The organism is Roseivirga spongicola (assembly GCF_001592965.1).
Taxonomy (GTDB): domain Bacteria; phylum Bacteroidota; class Bacteroidia; order Cytophagales; family Cyclobacteriaceae; genus Roseivirga; species Roseivirga spongicola.
The window spans coordinates 411,441-429,934 of sequence record NZ_LRPC01000001.1 but is presented as its reverse complement, the minus strand read 5'-3'; the positions used below and the strand labels follow the sequence as shown (position 1 = coordinate 429,934).

General features: G+C 38.7%; 24 protein-coding genes and 1 tRNA gene. 10 read left to right on the top strand and 15 right to left on the bottom strand.

What is annotated here, in order from left to right; all coding sequences use genetic code 11:
* Window positions 1-83 precede the first annotated feature (83 nt).
* Window positions 84-1,175, top strand: a complete 1,092-nt coding sequence (tcmP, locus tag AWW68_RS01935; protein ID WP_068216017.1) for a three-Cys-motif partner protein TcmP — start codon at window positions 84-86, stop codon at window positions 1,173-1,175.
* Window positions 1,168-1,878 carry a DUF5131 family protein gene (locus AWW68_RS01930; protein WP_068216015.1) on the top strand — a complete coding sequence of 237 codons (711 nt, stop codon included), beginning with the start codon at window positions 1,168-1,170 and terminating at the stop codon, window positions 1,876-1,878. The genes tcmP and AWW68_RS01930 overlap by 8 nt, the downstream gene beginning before the upstream one ends.
* Here the strand turns inward: AWW68_RS01930 and AWW68_RS01925 are convergent.
* The 5 genes from AWW68_RS01925 to AWW68_RS01905 form a co-directional block, all read right to left on the bottom strand.
* Window positions 1,875-2,327 carry a DUF2306 domain-containing protein gene (locus AWW68_RS01925; protein ID WP_068216013.1) on the bottom strand — a complete coding sequence of 151 codons (453 nt, stop codon included), beginning with the start codon at window positions 2,325-2,327 and terminating at the stop codon, window positions 1,875-1,877. The two genes, AWW68_RS01930 and AWW68_RS01925, sit on opposite strands and share 4 nt — an antisense overlap.
* A gap of 159 nt (window positions 2,328-2,486) precedes the next feature.
* Complete coding sequence (locus AWW68_RS01920; RefSeq protein WP_068216011.1) at window positions 2,487-3,038, bottom strand: DUF1579 domain-containing protein; 552 nt, start codon at window positions 3,036-3,038, stop codon at window positions 2,487-2,489.
* A gap of 50 nt (window positions 3,039-3,088) precedes the next feature.
* Window positions 3,089-3,376: a winged helix-turn-helix domain-containing protein gene (locus tag AWW68_RS01915; protein WP_068216009.1), complete on the bottom strand. Its 288-nt coding sequence runs from the start codon at window positions 3,374-3,376 to the stop codon at window positions 3,089-3,091.
* On the bottom strand, window positions 3,366-3,947 hold the full coding sequence (locus AWW68_RS01910) for a hypothetical protein (RefSeq protein ID WP_068216007.1): 582 nt from the start codon (window positions 3,945-3,947) through the stop codon (window positions 3,366-3,368). Before AWW68_RS01910 ends, AWW68_RS01915 begins: the two co-directional genes overlap by 11 nt.
* Window positions 3,948-4,183: 236 nt before the next feature.
* A complete protein-coding gene (locus tag AWW68_RS01905; RefSeq protein WP_068216005.1) occupies window positions 4,184-5,353 on the bottom strand; it encodes a 6-bladed beta-propeller in 1,170 nt (389 codons plus the stop codon).
* A 93-nt stretch (window positions 5,354-5,446) separates the two neighbouring features.
* Between AWW68_RS01905 and AWW68_RS01900 the strand changes: the two genes are divergently transcribed.
* The 3 genes from AWW68_RS01900 to AWW68_RS01890 all read left to right on the top strand — a co-directional run bounded on the left by AWW68_RS01900 (window position 5,447) and on the right by AWW68_RS01890 (window position 8,117).
* Window positions 5,447-6,283 carry an N-acetylglucosamine kinase gene (locus AWW68_RS01900; protein WP_068216003.1) on the top strand — a complete coding sequence of 279 codons (837 nt, stop codon included), beginning with the start codon at window positions 5,447-5,449 and terminating at the stop codon, window positions 6,281-6,283.
* 449 nt (window positions 6,284-6,732) lie between these two features.
* Complete coding sequence (gene murQ / locus AWW68_RS01895; RefSeq protein ID WP_068216001.1) at window positions 6,733-7,539, top strand: N-acetylmuramic acid 6-phosphate etherase; 807 nt, start codon at window positions 6,733-6,735, stop codon at window positions 7,537-7,539.
* Between the two features lie 5 nt (window positions 7,540-7,544).
* Window positions 7,545-8,117: a hypothetical protein gene (locus tag AWW68_RS01890; RefSeq protein ID WP_068215999.1), complete on the top strand. Its 573-nt coding sequence runs from the start codon at window positions 7,545-7,547 to the stop codon at window positions 8,115-8,117.
* A gap of 23 nt (window positions 8,118-8,140) precedes the next feature.
* Here the strand turns inward: AWW68_RS01890 and AWW68_RS01885 are convergent, their stop codons facing one another.
* Window positions 8,141-8,740, bottom strand: a complete 600-nt coding sequence (locus tag AWW68_RS01885; RefSeq protein ID WP_068215997.1) for a SprT-like domain-containing protein — start codon at window positions 8,738-8,740, stop codon at window positions 8,141-8,143.
* Between AWW68_RS01885 and AWW68_RS01880 the strand changes: the two genes are divergently transcribed.
* Window positions 8,739-9,398 (top strand): hypothetical protein, encoded by a 660-nt coding sequence (locus tag AWW68_RS01880; RefSeq protein WP_068215995.1) that lies wholly within the window; start codon window positions 8,739-8,741, stop codon window positions 9,396-9,398. The genes AWW68_RS01885 and AWW68_RS01880 overlap by 2 nt on opposite strands.
* A 13-nt stretch (window positions 9,399-9,411) precedes the next feature.
* Here AWW68_RS01880 and der read toward each other — a convergent pair whose 3' ends face one another.
* From der to era, 3 genes are read right to left on the bottom strand one after another with little or no spacing between them, the layout of a single operon-like run.
* Window positions 9,412-10,719, bottom strand: a complete 1,308-nt coding sequence (gene der / locus AWW68_RS01875; RefSeq protein ID WP_068215994.1) for a ribosome biogenesis GTPase Der — start codon at window positions 10,717-10,719, stop codon at window positions 9,412-9,414.
* Between the two features lie 19 nt (window positions 10,720-10,738).
* Window positions 10,739-11,098, bottom strand: coding sequence for a four helix bundle protein (locus tag AWW68_RS01870; RefSeq protein WP_068218396.1), 360 nt, complete (start codon window positions 11,096-11,098; stop codon window positions 10,739-10,741).
* 25 nt (window positions 11,099-11,123) lie between these two features.
* Window positions 11,124-12,011, bottom strand: a complete 888-nt coding sequence (gene era / locus AWW68_RS01865; RefSeq protein ID WP_068215992.1) for a GTPase Era — start codon at window positions 12,009-12,011, stop codon at window positions 11,124-11,126.
* Between the two features lie 91 nt (window positions 12,012-12,102).
* Here era and AWW68_RS01860 point away from each other — a divergent pair.
* A tRNA-Met gene (locus tag AWW68_RS01860) sits at window positions 12,103-12,175 on the top strand.
* A 306-nt stretch (window positions 12,176-12,481) separates the two neighbouring features.
* Window positions 12,482-13,909, top strand: coding sequence for a hypothetical protein (locus AWW68_RS01855; RefSeq protein ID WP_157717489.1), 1,428 nt, complete (start codon window positions 12,482-12,484; stop codon window positions 13,907-13,909).
* A gap of 41 nt (window positions 13,910-13,950) precedes the next feature.
* Here AWW68_RS01855 and AWW68_RS01850 read toward each other — a convergent pair whose 3' ends face one another.
* From AWW68_RS01850 to AWW68_RS20030, 4 genes are all read right to left on the bottom strand, one after another.
* The gene (locus tag AWW68_RS01850) at window positions 13,951-14,484 is read right to left on the bottom strand and encodes a hypothetical protein (protein ID WP_068215989.1); all 534 of its coding nucleotides are present in this window, start codon (window positions 14,482-14,484) and stop codon (window positions 13,951-13,953) included.
* A gap of 2 nt (window positions 14,485-14,486) precedes the next feature.
* The gene (locus AWW68_RS01845) at window positions 14,487-14,822 is read right to left on the bottom strand and encodes a hypothetical protein (RefSeq protein ID WP_068215987.1); all 336 of its coding nucleotides are present in this window, start codon (window positions 14,820-14,822) and stop codon (window positions 14,487-14,489) included.
* Window positions 14,819-15,046: a hypothetical protein gene (locus AWW68_RS01840; RefSeq protein ID WP_157717488.1), complete on the bottom strand. Its 228-nt coding sequence runs from the start codon at window positions 15,044-15,046 to the stop codon at window positions 14,819-14,821. Before AWW68_RS01840 ends, AWW68_RS01845 begins: the two co-directional genes overlap by 4 nt.
* 169 nt (window positions 15,047-15,215) lie before the next feature.
* A complete protein-coding gene (locus AWW68_RS20030; RefSeq protein ID WP_157717487.1) occupies window positions 15,216-15,383 on the bottom strand; it encodes a hypothetical protein in 168 nt (55 codons plus the stop codon).
* A gap of 100 nt (window positions 15,384-15,483) precedes the next feature.
* Here AWW68_RS20030 and AWW68_RS01835 point away from each other — a divergent pair, with 100 nt between their 5' ends.
* The gene (locus AWW68_RS01835; protein ID WP_068215984.1) at window positions 15,484-16,545 is read left to right on the top strand and encodes a tyrosine-type recombinase/integrase; all 1,062 of its coding nucleotides are present in this window, start codon (window positions 15,484-15,486) and stop codon (window positions 16,543-16,545) included.
* On the opposite strand, the gene AWW68_RS01830 is transcribed toward AWW68_RS01835, so the two are convergent.
* Window positions 16,532-16,792: a pyocin activator PrtN family protein gene (locus AWW68_RS01830; RefSeq protein WP_068215982.1), complete on the bottom strand. Its 261-nt coding sequence runs from the start codon at window positions 16,790-16,792 to the stop codon at window positions 16,532-16,534. The genes AWW68_RS01835 and AWW68_RS01830 overlap by 14 nt on opposite strands.
* Window positions 16,793-17,180: 388 nt before the next feature.
* On the opposite strand from AWW68_RS01830, the gene AWW68_RS20240 reads away from it, so the two are divergent.
* Window positions 17,181-17,408: a hypothetical protein gene (locus AWW68_RS20240; protein ID WP_068215980.1), complete on the top strand. Its 228-nt coding sequence runs from the start codon at window positions 17,181-17,183 to the stop codon at window positions 17,406-17,408.
* On the opposite strand, the gene AWW68_RS01820 is transcribed toward AWW68_RS20240, so the two are convergent.
* Window positions 17,405-18,493: a hypothetical protein gene (locus AWW68_RS01820; protein ID WP_068215970.1), complete on the bottom strand. Its 1,089-nt coding sequence runs from the start codon at window positions 18,491-18,493 to the stop codon at window positions 17,405-17,407. The two genes, AWW68_RS20240 and AWW68_RS01820, sit on opposite strands and share 4 nt — an antisense overlap.
* Window position 18,494: the final 1 nt, after the last annotated feature.

Below are 18,494 nucleotides of genomic sequence, written 5' to 3'. Positions count from 1 at the left end.
AACAGCTTGAAAGATTCGTAATATGTTAATAATTGTATTTGTGGGTGTTTAATTTTAGTTTTATCGTATTTTAATTTAATAAAATGACAAAGGACATACATAAAAATGAATTTGATTTTGGCACTAAGATCAAGCTGGAAATTTTCAGGGAGTATTTAAAAGCTTGGCTTCCAACATTTACAAAAGCAAGAAAAATCTACTGGAGGGATATCTATGTATATGACTTTTTTTCTGGTGAGGGAAAGGATTCAGAGGGGAATTCAGGTAGTCCCTTGATAATTATCGAAGAGCTTCTGTCTCATCATGAAGCAATTGAAAGTAATAAATTGAACTTAACAATTGTCTTGAATGAAAAGGTAAAAAGAAAGTTTAATATCCTTAAAGAAGTTATAGATTCTAACAAGCCAAAGGAAGCACCATATAAAGTAGAGTTACATCAAAGAGCTTTCAAGGAGTTTTTCAATGATCAATATTCTAGAATAAAATCGGATCACTGTCCTAGACTCATCTTTCTTGATCAATACGGTATTAAAGAGATTACCAAAGATATTTTTAGCATGTTGGTTTCTCTAAAAAGAACTGACTTTATATTTTTTATTTCCTCTTCTTTTGTCAGAAGGTTTTATGAACAAGAAGAGTTTAAAAATTACATAACTCTAACAAAGAGCGACTTTGATCAATCAAGGCCCGTTCATAGCCATAGGGTTGTCTTCGAATATTATAAATCTCTACTTGGAAAGGAGTATCATTTAGCACCATTTTCTATAAAGAAAGGGTCTAATATTTATGGGCTAATTTTTGGATCAAATCATTCGTTAGGATTAGAAAAGTTTCTGAATATTGCATGGCGAATAAATCCGCACTCTGGAGATGCGAATTTTAATATAGATGAAGAAGGGTATTTAACTACTGGCCAATGGTCTCTATTCCCAACCGAGAATCTTCCCAAGAAGCTTAATGTTTTTGAGAGAGATTTAAAGGCCAGAATTTTATCTAGAGAACTTTCGAGCGATTCTGATGTATATAAGTACAGTCTGGATCAGGGGTTCTTGCCGAGACATGCTAATGTGGTTCTCAAGGAATTGATAATTAACCAACAGATAGAAGAGATAAGGACTACGAGCTCTAACATACACAGGCTTGAACCACCCCAAAAAATTGTTATTTATGAGTAAGTCGAGCATAGAATGGACAGAAATGACTTGGAATCCTACTACTGGCTGTACGAAGATTTCGGCTGGTTGTAAATTCTGCTATGCAGAAGGCATGGCCAAAAGGTTACAGGCAATGGGTGTAGAAAAATACAAAGATGCTTTTAAGGTTAGGATGCATCCATCAGAGCTCGATACTCCTTACAAATGGAAAAAGCCAAAGGTAGTTTTTGTAAACTCCATGAGTGACCTTTTCCATCCAGATGTGCCTTTAACCTTCATTAAGAAGGTTTTTAAAGTAATGCGCGACAACCCTCAACATGTATTTCAAGTCTTGACTAAAAGGTCTGAAAGACTACTTGAGCTTAGTTCTCAACTAAAATGGACTCATAATATTTGGATGGGAGTTTCTGTTGAGGATGAAAGAGTTATGAAGAGGATAGACGATTTGAGCCAGACAAAGGCAAGAGTCAAATTTCTAAGCTGCGAACCTTTGATTGGCCCATTGCCTAATTTAAGCCTTGAAGGCATTGATTGGGTAATTGTAGGTGGTGAAAGTGGCCACAAACCACGGCCTATGGATGTTAACTGGGTCTTAGATATTCAAGAACAATGTGAAAATGCGCAAGTTGCCTTCTTTTTTAAGCAGTGGGGAGGAAGAAACAAAAAGGCTGCAGGACGAATTTTGAATGGCAGAACTTATGATGAGATGCCAGAGGTGTTTTAACCAAATATCTTTTTCGCCTTTCGGTTAATAAGCACCATACCCACCATGGCGGTTCCAAACGAAGCTAACGCTACTACCCACCAAAAATGCTGGCCTTGGAGTAACCTTGTTCCTGTTTCGGCCCAAAAGGCACAGTATAGCCCTACAACCGACCAATTCATGGAGAAGAAGTGAGCTTTAAACCAACCCTTGCTTTTCTTTAGAATAGGAATCATTCCTCCCATAAGTGCCGCCAAACTGACGAGTGCAAAGCCATGGAACAAAGAAAAGCCTCCAAAATTATATATGGCAAAAGCAGTTCCGTTGAGCCCCAACATGCAGACTACATAAATGTAACCCAGCACTTTATGGGTTTTATCTCCTTTGATCTTGAGCAGTACTATGCCACCAAATATCATGGCTAGTACTGCAAAAACGGTATGAATTAGGCCTATTGTTGAATGAATCATGATTTAGTTTTTTTACTGATGCTAGTATTTAAGAATTGATGTTGAAAATCTCTTGGCCGATGCTTCTCGCGATAGCTATCGGGATCGCTCAGAATGGGAAAATCTACTTTCCATCCCGAGTTTATCGAGAGATCGGCCAATTTCTAAATCCTTAGGCGGCTATTTCACCCTAGTTAGTTTCATCTCCATAAAAGGATACCAAGAATTGCCATCCATGCTATATGCACCTGACTCTATCCATGTATCATTCTCAATTTTGATAGTGTATTGAATTTCACCTTTTTGAACCTTAAAGCCCCAAACAAACTCTCCTTTATCATTAAACTCTCCCTTGGCTAAAGTTGACTGGCCTCTGGCCACTAAAGAATGAAAATCATACTGTTTCTTATCGGCATTATAATAGATCATACCTAAGGCATGGTGCCCTAATGTTTCTCCAGACATACCTTTGCCTTCAACAATAAGTGACATTCCATTAAGGCGCGACTCCACCTTTTCTTCTACCGTGAATGACATTTTGTTTTGAAACTGGTCGTCCATTTGCCAGCCTTCACCTTTCCACTCACCAACCCAAGTAGATAGCTTATTCATTTCGTCTTTAGAGATGTTAGCATATTGAGCTTGAGCTTGTTGGCTAATGAGTAGAGCGGCTGCCAAGATTATACCGAGATATAAATGTTGAGCCATGCTGAGTAATTGATTTGCTTTCATAATTGTATTTTTAAACTGGTTTATTTTATAAACTATAAATAGAAATTTTTTTAAGGCTTCAGGTATTGTTGAATATTCTTCACGTAGCTTTCAAAGGCATCAATACCTTGTTTGGTGATTTTACAGGTAGTTTTGGGCTTCTTGCCCTCAAACTTCTTTTCAACAGAAATATAACCTGCGGTAGAAAGCTTATCTATTTGCACGCTCAAATTGCCAGCGGTTGCTCCCGTCTGTTCCTTGATGTACACAAAGTCTGCACTTTCCACACTAATCAGCAGTGACATTACCGCAAGCCGCAGTTGTGAGTGTAATAATGGATCGAGTGCTTCAAACGGCATTCTTCTTAGCGTTAGATTTCATAATATAGCCCGGAACCAAGTAGCCAAAAGCCACACCAGAGGCCATCAAAAGCATCTGCTTGGTTGGGTCTACTCTAAAAGCTGCCAAAGCTAACAACCAAAAGATAATTGAACCGATTCTTAAGGGCTGAAAATTCATCATGGCACCAGAAACTGATGTGCCAACACCCGCTAAGAGCAGAATAAACGGAATGGTGTTCCAGCCAATTGATTCCCCATTGAAAATGATGGTAAACATGGCAATACCCAAGCTCGCCCAAAGCCATCCGTACAACTTGTCGGTGTAATTACGCACCTGTGCCTGTCTGCTTTTCTTGCTGCCTTTAATCATGGAGAGTACAGCTCCAATAATGGTTAGGCTCCACCCAGCATATGGATATTCGAAAGAAGTATATGCCGCAGTGATGTAGTGAAATAAACTAGCGAACATCACTATCCAGCCCCAAAGCAGAAAGAAATAACTATTGTCTGTATAGCGCTTTCTGGCTTTGCCAATCATCTGTTGTATCAAATCCAGACTTTCTTGAGGAGATAATTCTTTGTCTTCCATGATTCAATTTTATACAAAAATAAAGTAGTTTATAATATAAACCAAATGAAATGAGATAAAGTCCCTCTCTGCTAGTAATCGGTTGGTAGAGAACGACTTTTCAGGTAAGCCGTTACTTCATCTCGTTGACACAATGCGACTTACTATATGCTGTCCTTTTTTTGGGGATGAATGGTTTAAAAGCTTTTAAATTGGGTATAAGTGAACATCATTAGATGATAAACTGAGTACATCAGTTATTTGACATGAATTTTCACAATTACGCCTGATGAATTTTTCAACTTACTCTCGAGTGCATTTACCGTAGCTTCATGAATTTGCAACTGGGGGTTTGATGCAATTCTCTCCTTAACCACCTCTAGTTCGTAACTGACTTGTTCAATATCTTTTGCTGAAAATATGTTCTGACCATCTAGGAGAAAATAGTTAATCGGAAGTTGTAAGACAGTCCTGTCTTGAATCATGGAAGAATAAATGTAGTGTACAGAGTCTTGCTTATTAGCCATGTACAAAAACCTTTTCGATTTATATGAGAAGCTAAAGGTTTCGACAAGCTCATTATTTAAGTAGTTGCCCAAAAAATAGGCTTTATCTGAATTTGCTATATCTCTGCTCGTAATTCCAGGTTCAGCAATTAAATCATCGATTTCAAGCCGAATATCCTGGAAGTCAATAATGCGATGAGTGGAAAGTTCACCATTTTCCACATTGTAGATAGTGTCATTGAATGCCTCAATAAAGTAGTTATCTCCTTTATTGGTATAAAACGGATCCTCTTGTGAGAATGTAAAGCCCTTTATATTCGATTTGATTAACGAACCCTGATAAGTAATGTCATCATTTTTGTAGTTATAGATAGTTACATTAAAGGGCGAATCGTCCATAGGGCTATTCAGCTGATAATTAAGTATATGCTCATCATTTGTAACATAAGTTTTAAAACCCATGTGGTTTTTCCTAACAGTTTTAACAGGGGCAAAATCGTCCAGACTATAGTACTCAACTTTCATTAAGTCGTTAATTACTATGTAGTTATCTATAAATGAGAAGTTTAATATCTCATTGTACTCGTTGGGGCCTGCTCCTAATGAAAATAGTGTTTTTTCGAACTCCCAATTCTTATTGAACTCATGTATCTTTTGAGTTCCCATATCAAGGACATAATAATTGTTCCGATACATTTGAATGTCCGCAATTGATCCCATCAATTCGTTCTTCGGAAGATTTAGTGGGATAAAGATCACGGAATCAAATACCTGTGACTCGCTGATTTTATCTAGAAAATCTTTTTTATCAATTACTATTGTCTTGGAAGATACAACTCCTAGTTCAGTGCTTCTATCAACACTACAACTAACAGATAATACTATTAAGAAAACGATTAGGCTTCGGTGGTTTATTGACATCTTATTAATTGTGGATAGGTAAGTATAACTAAAAAGACCTTCATATTTAAATGTCACTTTTGATTCAATACATTTGTGTCTACACGATTAAATATGAGCCCAATTCTTATTGCCGACAGCGGCTTTACAAAAACCGATTGGAGACTTATTTCCTCCGATGGAAAAATTAAACAAGCGCGTACCCTTGGCATTAACCCCTATTATCAAACTGAAGAAGAAATACTGGAGGTGATTGAAGATCTCTATCGTCAGCTGCCCGAAAGTATAGACCAAATCTATTTCTATGGTACTGGCTGCTCTTCTGGAACCAATCGAGAAAAAATCGCTCGACTGATTGCCAAATATTATCCAGTAGCCAAAATTGATGTAAACCATGACTTGCTGGCCGCAGCTCGTTCGCTGTGCGGAGATGAAGCTGGTATTGCCTGTATCATCGGTACAGGAACTAACTCCTGCTTATATGACGGCACTAAGATCACTCACAATGTACCTTCTCTAGGTTGGGCTATTGCCGATGAAGGTGGAGGGACATACCTAGGTAAAATGCTAGTCACTGATTATTACCGAAAGGATATGCCAGTTCACTTAAGAGAAATTTTTAAAGAGACTTTCGGCCTGACAAAAGACAAATTCCTGACTCACATTTATCAGGAACCTATGCCAGGGCGTTTTTTAGCCAGCTTCGCGAAGTTTATTGGTCAGCATATAAATGAGCCTTATATGCATAAATTGGTAGCCACTGGTTTCGATACTTTCATAACCAAAAATGTGATGAAGTACGAAGGTTATGATAAACTTCCCGTTCACTTTACCGGCTCAGTAGCGTATTACTTCAGCAATGTGTTAAGGCAAGTTGCTCAAGACAAAGGCATTTATGTAAAGCACATTTCAGAGTACCCAATTGCGGGTTTGACTTTGTTTCATAAGTGAGTATTGGGTATTTGGTAGGGAGTATTGAGGCGCTAACCACCCCCTAAATGGTATTGGCTGTTTGGTTTACAGACTCTGTGGCTTCCGTTCAAAACTTCAAGGCGACCACCCCTAGCCCCTCCTGGCCAGGAGGGGAATTAGATCTGTTACTTCATTACGAAAAGTACTTCGGTGTATTCAATTCCAAGGCTGACTACGTTTCATAAGTATGTATTGGCTATTGAAAAGGGAGTATTGAGATACTGACCATCTCTAAATAGTACTGACCGTTATGGTGGTGTATAGAAGCTCAATAGTTTCCGATCAAAACCTCTAGGCTTGCAGATACTTACTCCCCTCCTGGCCAGGAGGGGTATGGGGGTGGTCGCTTTCAAGTCGGTTGAATTCAAAGAATAGGTTCAGATATTCAATGGCAAGTCTTAAGTTTGAACCGCAAAACCCATTAGCCCATGAACGTTACCGAGTCGGAATCAAATCATAATCATCTGGAGCAAATGTCAGTGAAGGAATTGCTGACCAATATTAACCGAGAAGATCAATCTGTGCCGTTAGCGGTTGAGAAGGTAATTCCTCAGATTGAAGCACTTGTGAAAGAGATTGTACCAAGAATGGAAAAGGGCGGAAGACTCTTCTACATTGGAGCGGGTACTAGCGGCCGACTTGGTGTGGTAGACGCATCTGAATGTCCTCCAACTTACGGGGTTGAGCATGGAATGGTAGTAGGGATTATAGCCGGAGGCGATGGCGCCATTCGCAAGGCGGTTGAGTTTGCCGAAGACGATGAAAATCAGGCCTGGAAAGATCTTCAGGAATATATGATCAATCATAAAGATACTGTGATTGGTATAGCTGCTTCTGGAGGGACTCCATACGTAATTGGCGGGGTGAAAAAGGCTAAACAGAATGGCATTCTTACAGGCTGTATTACTTGTAATCCAGACTCTGCTTTGGCTTGGGAGGTTGATTATCCTATCGAACCGATTGTAGGGCCTGAGTTTGTAACAGGAAGCACCAGAATGAAGGCCGGAACGGCACAAAAGCTTGTGCTGAACATGCTTTCAACTGCCGTAATGATTCAACTAGGAAGAGTAGAAGGCAACAGAATGGTTGATATGCAGCTTTCAAACAACAAACTGGTAGACCGTGGCGCCAAGATGGTTATGGAAATGTTGCAAGTTGATTACAAAACTGCGGAACAGTTGCTTAGGAAACATGGTTCAGTTAGGAAAGTGATTGACCATATCAAAAATTCCTAATCAGTTTGCATCAAATAGAACCCTATTATTCTTGGCTTAAATATTACAACGTAGCGAATGACCCAAACTCTCCTTATGATGGTAAGGAGTACAACTACGAATTATATTCCGAAACCATTTATGGCTATTACATAGACCCAGCTTGGGATTTTATGGGTTCGGAAACCTTGTTCATTAAAATCCTGTATGTCGATTACAACAAAGGTTTCATCATCATAGAGTTTATTGGTGAATGGAACGATGCGCTGAATAATGACATCATGCATTTTAAACGCAATATCATCGATCACTTCAACAGTTTTGGGATAGACAAGTACATCTTAATTGGTGAGAATATTCTCAACTTCCATGGCTCAGACGATAGTTACTACGAAGAGTGGTTCGATGATATGGAAGACGGGTGGATTACCGCCATTGGGTTCCGAGATTTCGTTATCGAGGAAATGAAGAACTACGAAATCGATAGCTACATCAACTTTGGAGGCGATTTAGATGTGATTGAATGGAGAACACTCAAACCTTCCGTTCTTTTCGATCGAATCAACTCAATTATCAGTAGAAGAATTGGGTTGGTGTAATTGTAGACACGATTTAACAGTAATTATTCAATCTCTACCATTAATGGGACAAGGTATCGCTTCTGATCCTTGAGGTCGAGGCATAGGGCTCTTGTTCTTTTTACTTCTAGTTTACGAAAAGATCTGCCTCTGAAGCTAAACTCTTCGTTGATGGCTAGCTGAGCCAAGGTAATTCCTCCAGAATCATCATCGAATTTCCTGAGGGCGTTTATTAAAGTAATGTCTGCAGCAGCGCTAGCCTTTGGGTTTTTCATGTGTTTGGCCAAAGCCCTCAGTACTGGCTCTGGAAAAACCTCAGGTCGAAGCATGGGTAACATCAACCTCCTAAATTCATTCTTCCAATGAGGGCCGTGTGGGGCTTGTTTTCGATGTTGCTCATGAACCCTTCTGTGTGCAACTTCATGTATATATGTTATCAGAAATTGAAAAGGGTGGAGGTCTTCATTTACCGTAATGGTGTGCGACTTCGCTCTCGGATCAAATCGGTAGTCGCCTAGTTTAGTAGCTCTCTTTTTGGAGATTTTAAAATGAAACGGAGCTTCTTCAAAGAGTTGAATGCAATAAGCTAAGGCACTCTCTGGCACTTTTCTTGATATTAATCGGACAAAAAACTGCTTCTCCATGTGTCGATTTCTCCTGCTTCCCTTCCTTTTTATCAGTATTTCTGCAAACGCCCAATGGTTCAGTCGCCTTACCCTAGAAACAGATGCCTATGGTATAGGAAATATTGATCGCTCGAAAATAACGCAAATCTATGTAGATGAAACTGGCTTGAACGAAAACCTTGCCTTGTTGCCATATATTCAAAAAATCAGACTCAGGTTGTACGACCTGGGATTCTCTATTTCCAGAACGAAGTCATCGGCCAAATTCATTCTTAAGTTCGATGTGTTTACGAGCGAGCCAATCATAAAGGCAAGAGAGAGTTCTTATACCTTAAGAGGGGAGGAGCAAACCATTGAAAGAAAGAATAGCGAGGGGAAAACAGAAACGATTACAATAAAGGGTGAGGATAGGTCAATCCCGATTATTGAAGAAGATATTTACTTCGAAAAGGTTATGAGGATGAAGCTATATCAGCGGAATAACAATAGGCTAATCTGGCAGGCCGAAAGCGGTATCGAAAATAAAATAGATTCACATGCTAATTACGCACACCTTTTAGTTTACGAACCTCTGAGGTATTTTCTGAAGACAACTCCGACACATCCAGTCAAGAATGCTTATGGAAGAAGGCACAGAAGAATCATTGCGGAAATGTTCTCTGTGCCTAAATACTAAACTTTAAGTGTCTCTATTTTTTTCTGAAGACAAGCTTTATTGGCGTTCCTTCGAAATCGAAGTGCTCTCTGATTTTATTCTCCAAGTAAGCCTCATAAGGAGCCTTAATGTACTGCGGTAAATTACAGAAGAAGGCAATGGTAGGAGATGCTGTTGGCAACTGAGTGATGTACTTAATTTTTACATATTTACCCTTAATTGCTGGTGGCGGATACCTTTCGATCTCTGGTAAAATAGCATCGTTCAGTTGAGAAGTAGTTACCTTGCGATGTCTATTTTCGTGTACTTTCACAGCCAATTCAATGGCTTGGAAAATACGTTTCTTCTCAGTTACAGAAGTAAACATTTTCGGAATCCAAGTGAGCTGACCTAGCTTCTCGTCTATCTCTTCTACAAACTGCTTCATGGTATTGGTTTCCTTTTCAATAAGGTCCCATTTATTCACCATAAGCATAATTCCCTTCTTGTACTTCAGCGCCAAGCTTATGAGGTTCATGTCTTGAGCTTCTAGCCCTCTGGTGGCATCAATCATAATGATGCAGACATCTGAGTCTTGCAGCGATTGTAGTGCCCGCATTACTGAGTAGAACTCAATATCTTCATGCACCTTAGATTTCTTGCGAATTCCTGCGGTATCAGTAAGAATAAAATCCTTTCCGAAAAGCTTATAATGCGTGTTGATGGAGTCTCGGGTAGTACCAGCAACATCGGTAACAATGGTTCTTTCTTTTCCTAAAAGCGCATTGACGAAGGAAGACTTACCAGCATTCGGTCTACCGAGGATGGCAATTCTTGGAATGTCTCCATCAGGATCTTCAATGCCGTCATCTTCAAAATGCTTAACTACTTCGTCTAGAATTTCTCCCGTTCCCGATCCATTAGAAGCAGACATAGGAAATACATCTCCAATGCCTAAGCCATAAAACTCATGAGATTGGTAAGACCATTCAGCGGTATCCGCTTTATTGGCCACTATGTAAACAGGCTTTTTTAGTCCTCTAACTACTTTGGCAAAATCTTTATCTAAGTCAGTAAGCCCATCATGACAGTCGGTCATAAATAGTATAACCGAAGCCTCATTCATGGCTTCTACAACTTGGCTCCTGATAGCGCCTTCAAACACATCGTCCGACCCAGTGACATACCCTCCAGTATCTATTACCGTAAAGTGTTTGCCTGTCCACTGACCGTAGCCGTAATGTCTGTCGCGGGTTACCCCACTTTCATTATCCATGATGGCCTGTCTTTTCTCTACCAAACGGTTAAAGAATGTCGATTTACCCACATTTGGGCGGCCTACTATCGCTATTATATTTGCCATATCTTAATTCAATTAGAAATTAGGAATTACGAATTTTCAATGTCTTCGTAATAGCACCTAAAATCTTTAGTACTTCTTCTGAGTCGTTAAGAAGTTCATCGAGGGTTTGCACATCCATCATTTCTGCTGCTTTCATTACTTTCAACCAGTATTTTGTTTCCCTGGCTTCTTTGTATGAAAGGTTAACCTTAAATTGGAAATCATTGGGAGAATATCCTCCGATAGCCTCTTCAATGTTAGCTCCAATAGATGTTGCACTTCTTAGTAACTGCCCTGTAATTTCAAATTCTTTTTCTTGCTTTCGAAAGGCCCTAACTGCCTTCACAACTTTTACCGCAAGCTCAAAGCTCTTTTCCTGAATGATATTGGTGTGTGCCATATTGATAATTATTAATTCGTAATTTCTAATTACTATACCCAAACCCTTTCAGTTTCAGCTCTTTCTTTCTCCAATCTTGCTCAACTTTTACAAAGGTCTCTAAATGCACCTGTTTTCCGAAGAACTTCTCTAATTCTTCACGTGCTTGAATACCTACTTTCTTAATGGCTTCTCCTCTGTGGCCAATCACAATGCCTTTCTGGCTCTTGCGCTCTACATAAATGTCTGACATAATGCGGATAATCTTCTCGTCTTCCTTAAAAGTATGGGTGACTACCTCGCAGCTGTAAGGAATCTCTTTTTTGTAGTTGAGGAAAATTTTCTCTCGGATGATCTCATTCACGAAGAACCTTTCTGGTTTATCCGTAAGTTCATCTTTTGGGAAATAAGCTTCATGCTCTGGCAGCAGGTCTATAATTTTTGAGAAGAGCTCTTGAATGTTTAGCTTTTCTAATGCCGAAACCATTATTTCAGCATCGAAATCGAACATTTCTTTCCAGTAAGCTATTTTATCTTCAGCCTGAGAGCCTTTGGCCAAGTCTACCTTGTTCATAACAAGGATTGTTGGAATTTTAATGTCTTTTAAAAAGTCTAGCTGTTTTTCACCATCGTACTTTTCATAGAGATCGGTAACGAATAGAAGAACGTCAGCATCTTCGAATGAGCTGTTCACAAAGCTCATCATGGTCTCGTGAAGTTTGTATTCAGGCTTTAAAATTCCGGGGGTATCAGAATAAATTACCTGAAAATTTTCTCCGCTCAAAATTCCCATAATTCTGTGTCGGGTAGTCTGTGCTTTGGAAGTGATGATGCTAAGTCGCTCACCCACAAGGGCATTCATAAGCGTTGACTTTCCGACATTCGGTTTTCCGATAATGCTGATGAATCCGGCTTTATGTGATTTTTCTGACATTCTTAAAATTATGTAGCAAAGGTACTTGTTTAGAATGAAAATGTCACTACATTTGTAGCCCAGTTCGGAAATCGTCTGAACTTGTACACATCGCGGGATGGAGCAGTTGGTAGCTCGTTGGGCTCATAACCCAAAGGTCGCAGGTTCGAGTCCTGCTCCCGCTACTTAATAATCAAGGGGTTACATTAGAAATGTAACCCTTTTTTGTTTGTCACTAAAACATACCTAAAACAAATAGGTGCGTTAAGTACTTAAAATGTACTTTCGCTTTGATTAATAGCCTAGTAGTTGATGGCCGTACGCTTCCAAAATAACGTAACTTCCGCAAGAAAATCAGCTTAATTTGTCCTTGGGCTATATCATCATTTCAAATATTTAAAATGTCGGATCACGTTGAACAAGGAGGGCGAGCGTTTTGTCCTGCCGATCTAGAGTGGGAGTTTTCTGATTTTCCTGTTAAGCTTTCTGAGTTGGAATTTGAAAAGTCGGATTGGGGATATAACTCAGGTGCTTGGATAGAAATATCAAGAACTCAAAATTTCCGATTTAGCGCGAGAATTTTTGGAAATGTACAGGATGTTCAAAAACTCAATGAAGCTGATTTTGTTGGAAGTAGTAATGTCATCAATGGCCAAAGGTTATTCGGAAAGGATGAAGAAGGAAATGGATTTCACCTGAGCCAGTGTTGTCTGACCAACTTCACAATCTCATCAGTAAACTTGCATACTGAGGGTGCTTTTGTCCAAAGTGAATTGGAGATAAAATCTGTTGAGATAGATTTTGTTCGTCCAAGCAAAATCACCAAGGAAAAGAATCAAATCAGGCTTGATTGGTTTATTTGCTCAAGTATTCCAGCCAATTTTTCTGGGCAAACGATTCGCAGTCTACTTCTAGAAAATAAAAAGATACGAATTGGAGTTGACAGCTTTGAGGACACTCCTAGAAATTACATTAATAGCAGTATCTCTAAAGACTTTATCAAATACTCACAGAATGACCTAGAATTTCTCGTTGCCAAAGTACCTCGGGACATATTGAAATCAACCTGGTCAGGGATTTGCTTGGAATTCAGGGGGGACATTGGCAATGTTTCAAGTAACTTGATTATAGGGGTAGAGAATTTAATATCTTTCCTTTTGGGAAACAGAGTTCACTATCTCGGGCACAGTATTCTTGAAGATAATAAACTCTTGAATGCTCGGTTGATTAGTGTCTCAGGGATTACAAGTGAGTGCTCAATTGAATCGATGCCTCCTATACGGTTTAATCTTCAATATGATTGGGGCAACTTCGGGATACTTCTGAATCAGTTACTTCCTGAGTATTTGCTAAAAAGAGATATTCTGGCATTGGATGCTGTATTAGAAAGATATTGGACCTTCTTTGATTTACCGCTTGGAGCTAATTTACCAGTTCTATCAAGTGCCTTAGAAATACTTGCAGAAAAGTATTTAAAAACAATCGATCATGTTAAAACTGAATATATCAATCGGGCTTTGTATCAAGAACTTATTGAGGAAGGCCTCAGTTTGATCGCGGATAAAATTGTGAGTTTTGAAGGCGCTGACATTGTATTGAGTAAAATAAAAAATGCCCACAGGAAAGGGCCTAATGAAAAAATGACACTCTTTTATTCTTTGATTGGTATCACTCTGAAAGGAATGGAGAAGAAAGCATTGCAGCTTCGAAATCAGATGGCTCATGGGATTCCTGATTACTCACTGGATAAAAAAGTCCAAGAACACCTTATCCTCACTAGAGTTTACCAAGTGTTATTCAACAAGACCATTCTACAAATTTTAGGCTACCGAGATTATTATATTGACTATAGTATTCAGAAAAGCCCTGTGAAGAATATGTCAGTAAGTGTAGGAGAGAAATCAGGAGCTAAGATTTAAAGTAACCTTCAAGTTAATTTTGAGAAGGCTATTTTAAACGACTATTTATGCTTGTCAAGATTGTCTTCTTCATTAATTATGGGTGTAATTTCCCCAAACTGATCATCTAATCTTCCAAATAGAGCTACAAAATACCCTGTTAATCCGTTAACACTCCATATGAGAAGAGGTATACAGGCAAGGCCTATGGCACTTACATTGATTACCCCGAAGTCTTTGAAATACTCAATTTCAAAGAATAATTGGCTAAATAAGCCTCTAATCAATCTGAGCACCGAAGCAATCACAATTCCATAAGACAATGTATTAAGAGGTGGGTCAATTAGAGGTCCAAAAACCTTCATAAAAAAATTAAGGTCTTTAGGCTGTTTGTTTTTGGCGAAGTAAAATGAATAGAACAAGCCAATAATCAATGAACAAGCCATGACAATATAATACGTCCCCTCGTAATCCAGCCCATTCTTTATCATATTTAGAAAGTAAGACTGTATATCATTATCCACGATAAGAATAATGGTTGAACCTAAAACCATTAAAAATAAAAGCCCTCGTTTAGTCTGTGAGTTAAGCTTCATCCCTAGATGCTATGGTTAAAAAAATTCACCTTCTTAATTTCTTCCCTGTCTGACGAGCTTCCAATTGCTGCTCCTATGCTCCCACCTATCAAGATACCTGCAGGACCTCCCAATATGCCAATCAAACCACCTACTATACCTCCAGCAACAGAAGAGATAGCTTCAGACTCAGCCTTGACTTCATTAACGGAAAATACTCCTGTAACACCACATTGAGCACAACTCAGATGAAACCTGTCGCTACCCAATAATCTCCTTAACTCACTTCTATTCTCAGCAGATTTATTTAGATATATTTTCTGGCCACAGCTTGCACAAGGTTCAACGTATAATTTCATAGCCCTTTCAAATCACGGTATATACCTTCCAAAACCTGATCTTCATTAACTTCATTTTTCCCCCAGGTAATAATCTGAGAAGGGCTCGAAGATTGAACAACAACAGATGTTTTGTTCCCTAAATCTTTAAAGATTAAAGAAACATCTTCACCCCAGCCAAAAAACGAAGTTTTTGTAGAGGCTATAATCGTACCCCGTTTTTCATCCACTTCTTCAATGGTCATAGACAGCTTATTTAATGCTCTTTTTGCAGAGTGGAATACTCTATTGTAGATGTATTCAAAATCCTTAGATTTCAATTTAATATTGCTTTATTTCTTAAATATATGGGATTGGCAGGAAAAAATGAGACTGATGATCTAGTCTAATTCAATATAAATTAACTAATAATGCCTACATATTGCCTACAGCATTTTTAAAGCTGTTTATTATCAATGAGTTATTTTGAGAATTTGTCCAATCCATCATAGGGGCAACGGAAATATGCTTGTGCTTTGGATTTCCTTCTAAAGTGCAGGAATACTGGAGTTTTTGAGCTTTTTCGTTCTTATCCGTTTTCATACATTTTCACACATTTTAGTACATTTTCTTGACAATTTGCCTACATATTGCCTACAGTAGGCAATGTAATAACCGCTAATTGAGGAAGGAAAATTAGCTAGTGCCGTACTTTAGTGTTTCTCCTCGAAATGGTAAATATTGTTGTCAGGTTAGATGGGTTCAACCAGAAAGTGATGAGCGCAAATCCAAAAACAAGACCTTTAAAAATAAAGCATCCGCAAAAGCATGGGGGAAGCTTCAGGTTGATCTGATTGAAAGGAGCATTTCCCAAGGTCAAGACTTCTCAAACAATCATACATCATTATTACTTCTTAGAGACTTATTGGAAAAATATCTATCTGATGAACACATTGGTATGGGTCGTTCTAAAAGATACTCTTTAGAAGCAATCAAAGAATTTGATATAGCGAACACAAAGCTTTCAAATCTTAAACCAAAGCATATCGTGGATTTTTGTAAGGAAAGAAAATCGGGTGGTGCATCTCCAGCAACTATTGCATGTGACATAAGCCATATAAGAGCGGTTTTGCGATCTGCAAAGGCGCTATATGAGATTGACGTTAGTACCTCATCAATCGTTGAGGCAATGCCAACACTACGAATTCTTGGATTAATTGGGAAGTCAAACATTAGAACAAGAAGGCCGTCAAACAACGAGCTTAAAAAGCTCAGAAAAGGATTAGCCGCAAGGCAGGGTCACACTTATTCAACTATACCCTTCACAGACATTCTGGACTTCTCAATTCTCTCATGTATGAGAATATCTGAGGTGTGTTCGATTGTATGGGAAGATTTGAATGTTGAAGAAAGCTGGGTTTGGGTGCGCAATAGAAAAGACCCCAGGAAGAAAATTGGCAATCACATGAAAGTGCCTCTCTTAGGAGATGCGCTTAAAATCGTACTAAGACAGAAAAGAAATAAAAAGGACAATAGAATCTTCCCATACAATCCCCGTTCTGTAACGGCTGGATTTCAGAGAGTAAGGAATGATCTGAAAATTTCAGACTTACGTTATCATGATTTGAGAAGAGAGGGGGCTTCTAGGCTATTTGAATTAGGCTATTCTGTTGATCAGGTAGCGCAAGTAACCGGCCATAAAGATTTGAACACCTTATGGCGAATTTACACTGACTTAAATCCCGATCGCCTCATTCTGAAATAACTCCAACCCATTCTTTCTTTGCCTCAATTGAGTTTGTCTCAATGAATCTAGCCAAGTCTTGGATGTTTATCATCCAAGGTAACTTTTGTGATGAACCAAGTCTAAAGGCTGGAATGGGTAGGGTTCCAGACTTGGCCTTTTGCTTTGCCGTGTTCTTGCTGCAGCCAAAATATTCTTGGCATATTCTGTCTAGAGGAATTATTGGTGATTCAAACTTCATCAACAACATTAGTTCCAATTTATTCATCTCAAGACCTCCATATTTGTTGTAGGACTATAATCCTAATTGAGGGTAATGTCAATGAAGTGTCCTTTGTTTGTTCTAAATAGGCTTATCCATGGGCTTAAAGGTGAAAGCACCCTTGATTTAACCAACCCTCTGATTGGTACATTGTCTAGTGTCCTGATCAGGCAATAATCATGTTATGGGTGTTTAATTTAATGATTCTATGCTTAGTATGAGTTTTTGAAATACGTACAATATTGGTGTATAATTAGAAATAAACTGAATTCATTTCTAATTAGGGAGAGTTTGAATATTCAACATTTTTAATCGAAAGGCTCGTTTATCGAAAAGTGACCGTCTTTGTCTTTTTGAAGAAGGAAGTTGGCATAGTGTTATTTATGAGAAGAGAATGAATGAGCTGACTCTTGAAGAGTTTAATAAAATACAGGGCCTAGTTACTCGCCTTTCCTTTCCCATCAAAAGGCTAGATAAAAACAGAAATTCTGGCGATCAAATCTATATATTGAAGGTGGCTGGTCGAGACAAACCAAATCATGAAGGAAGAGAAATTTATACTTCTTCCGCTTTTTCACCCATGCCCAAAGCCTTGATGGAACTAATAAACATCATGGGTTAAATGACTTTCTGATCGTTGAAAACAAAAGTACCATAACATCTATGTTTATAAAGGTGGCGTTGCCTTAAACTTTTGGATGCAATTATCCTTCCTTCCTCTGAAGTTTGTCTGACCTTTGCCCGATCCTCTAAATCAAACTGAATATCCAGGTTCAATCTATCCCAGGCTTTCATAACATTTTGGGCTGAGAAAAACATTGTATCTGCAAGTTTCTGCCTGTCCTTGACTAAAAAGTGATGCCCAATATGATTTATCAAGTGGTCCAATATATAGATAAACCGGTGGAGCGGAGACATATGTAGCTGATTTCTAGCACGGCTAACATGCTGAAGATGGAAGATCGCTATAATGCAGGTAGAAACAAGCGAGGCTTTATGGTAAATATTATCAAAGTCAAGATCACACATCTCTACATAGTCTCTATTGACTTCAGTGAAGATGTCTTCGATGAGTAAACTGGAAGCCAGTATATCAGCCTCATATTCCCATATTTTATGCATGGTCAATGGATCCTTTTTCATAGCAAGACTCAACCTTAAATCTTTGAAAATCTTACTTATGCTAAAAGATGTATCCGTGTCTAAGTGATCTGAGGTCAAGTGACAAAGTTCATGATAACCAATAAATGGTAAAGCGAATGACGCTGAGTGAAATGCAATATTTCTTTGTATCTCGTTTTTGGGTAACGTATCATATATTAAGCTTGGGATTTCTAAAGAAAAGCTTCTTTTGCCTGGGAATTTGATTAGAAGGCCTTGTGATTTGATTCGCTCCAAAACATCATTATCGATACCCTCATCTACTCCTGATATCAAATAATCTTGCACAAGGTGATTAAAGTAGTAATGAAGTGCAACGGGATAGCAGGGACTTATTCCAATATCAATTTCTTTGCTTTTTTTACGATGAACAATTTGTGCGTGTAGATCCGTTCTATCCGAATAGAAAGCGTTCACTTTTATTGAAAATGAGGGGTTTTCCTTGCCTATATAAAACAGCTTTTGATTTATGGCTGCCAATTGGTCTTCATAATACTCTTTGACCTCTGCGGGCAGTTCGGCCAAGACAAAGGGACGGTTAGCCATA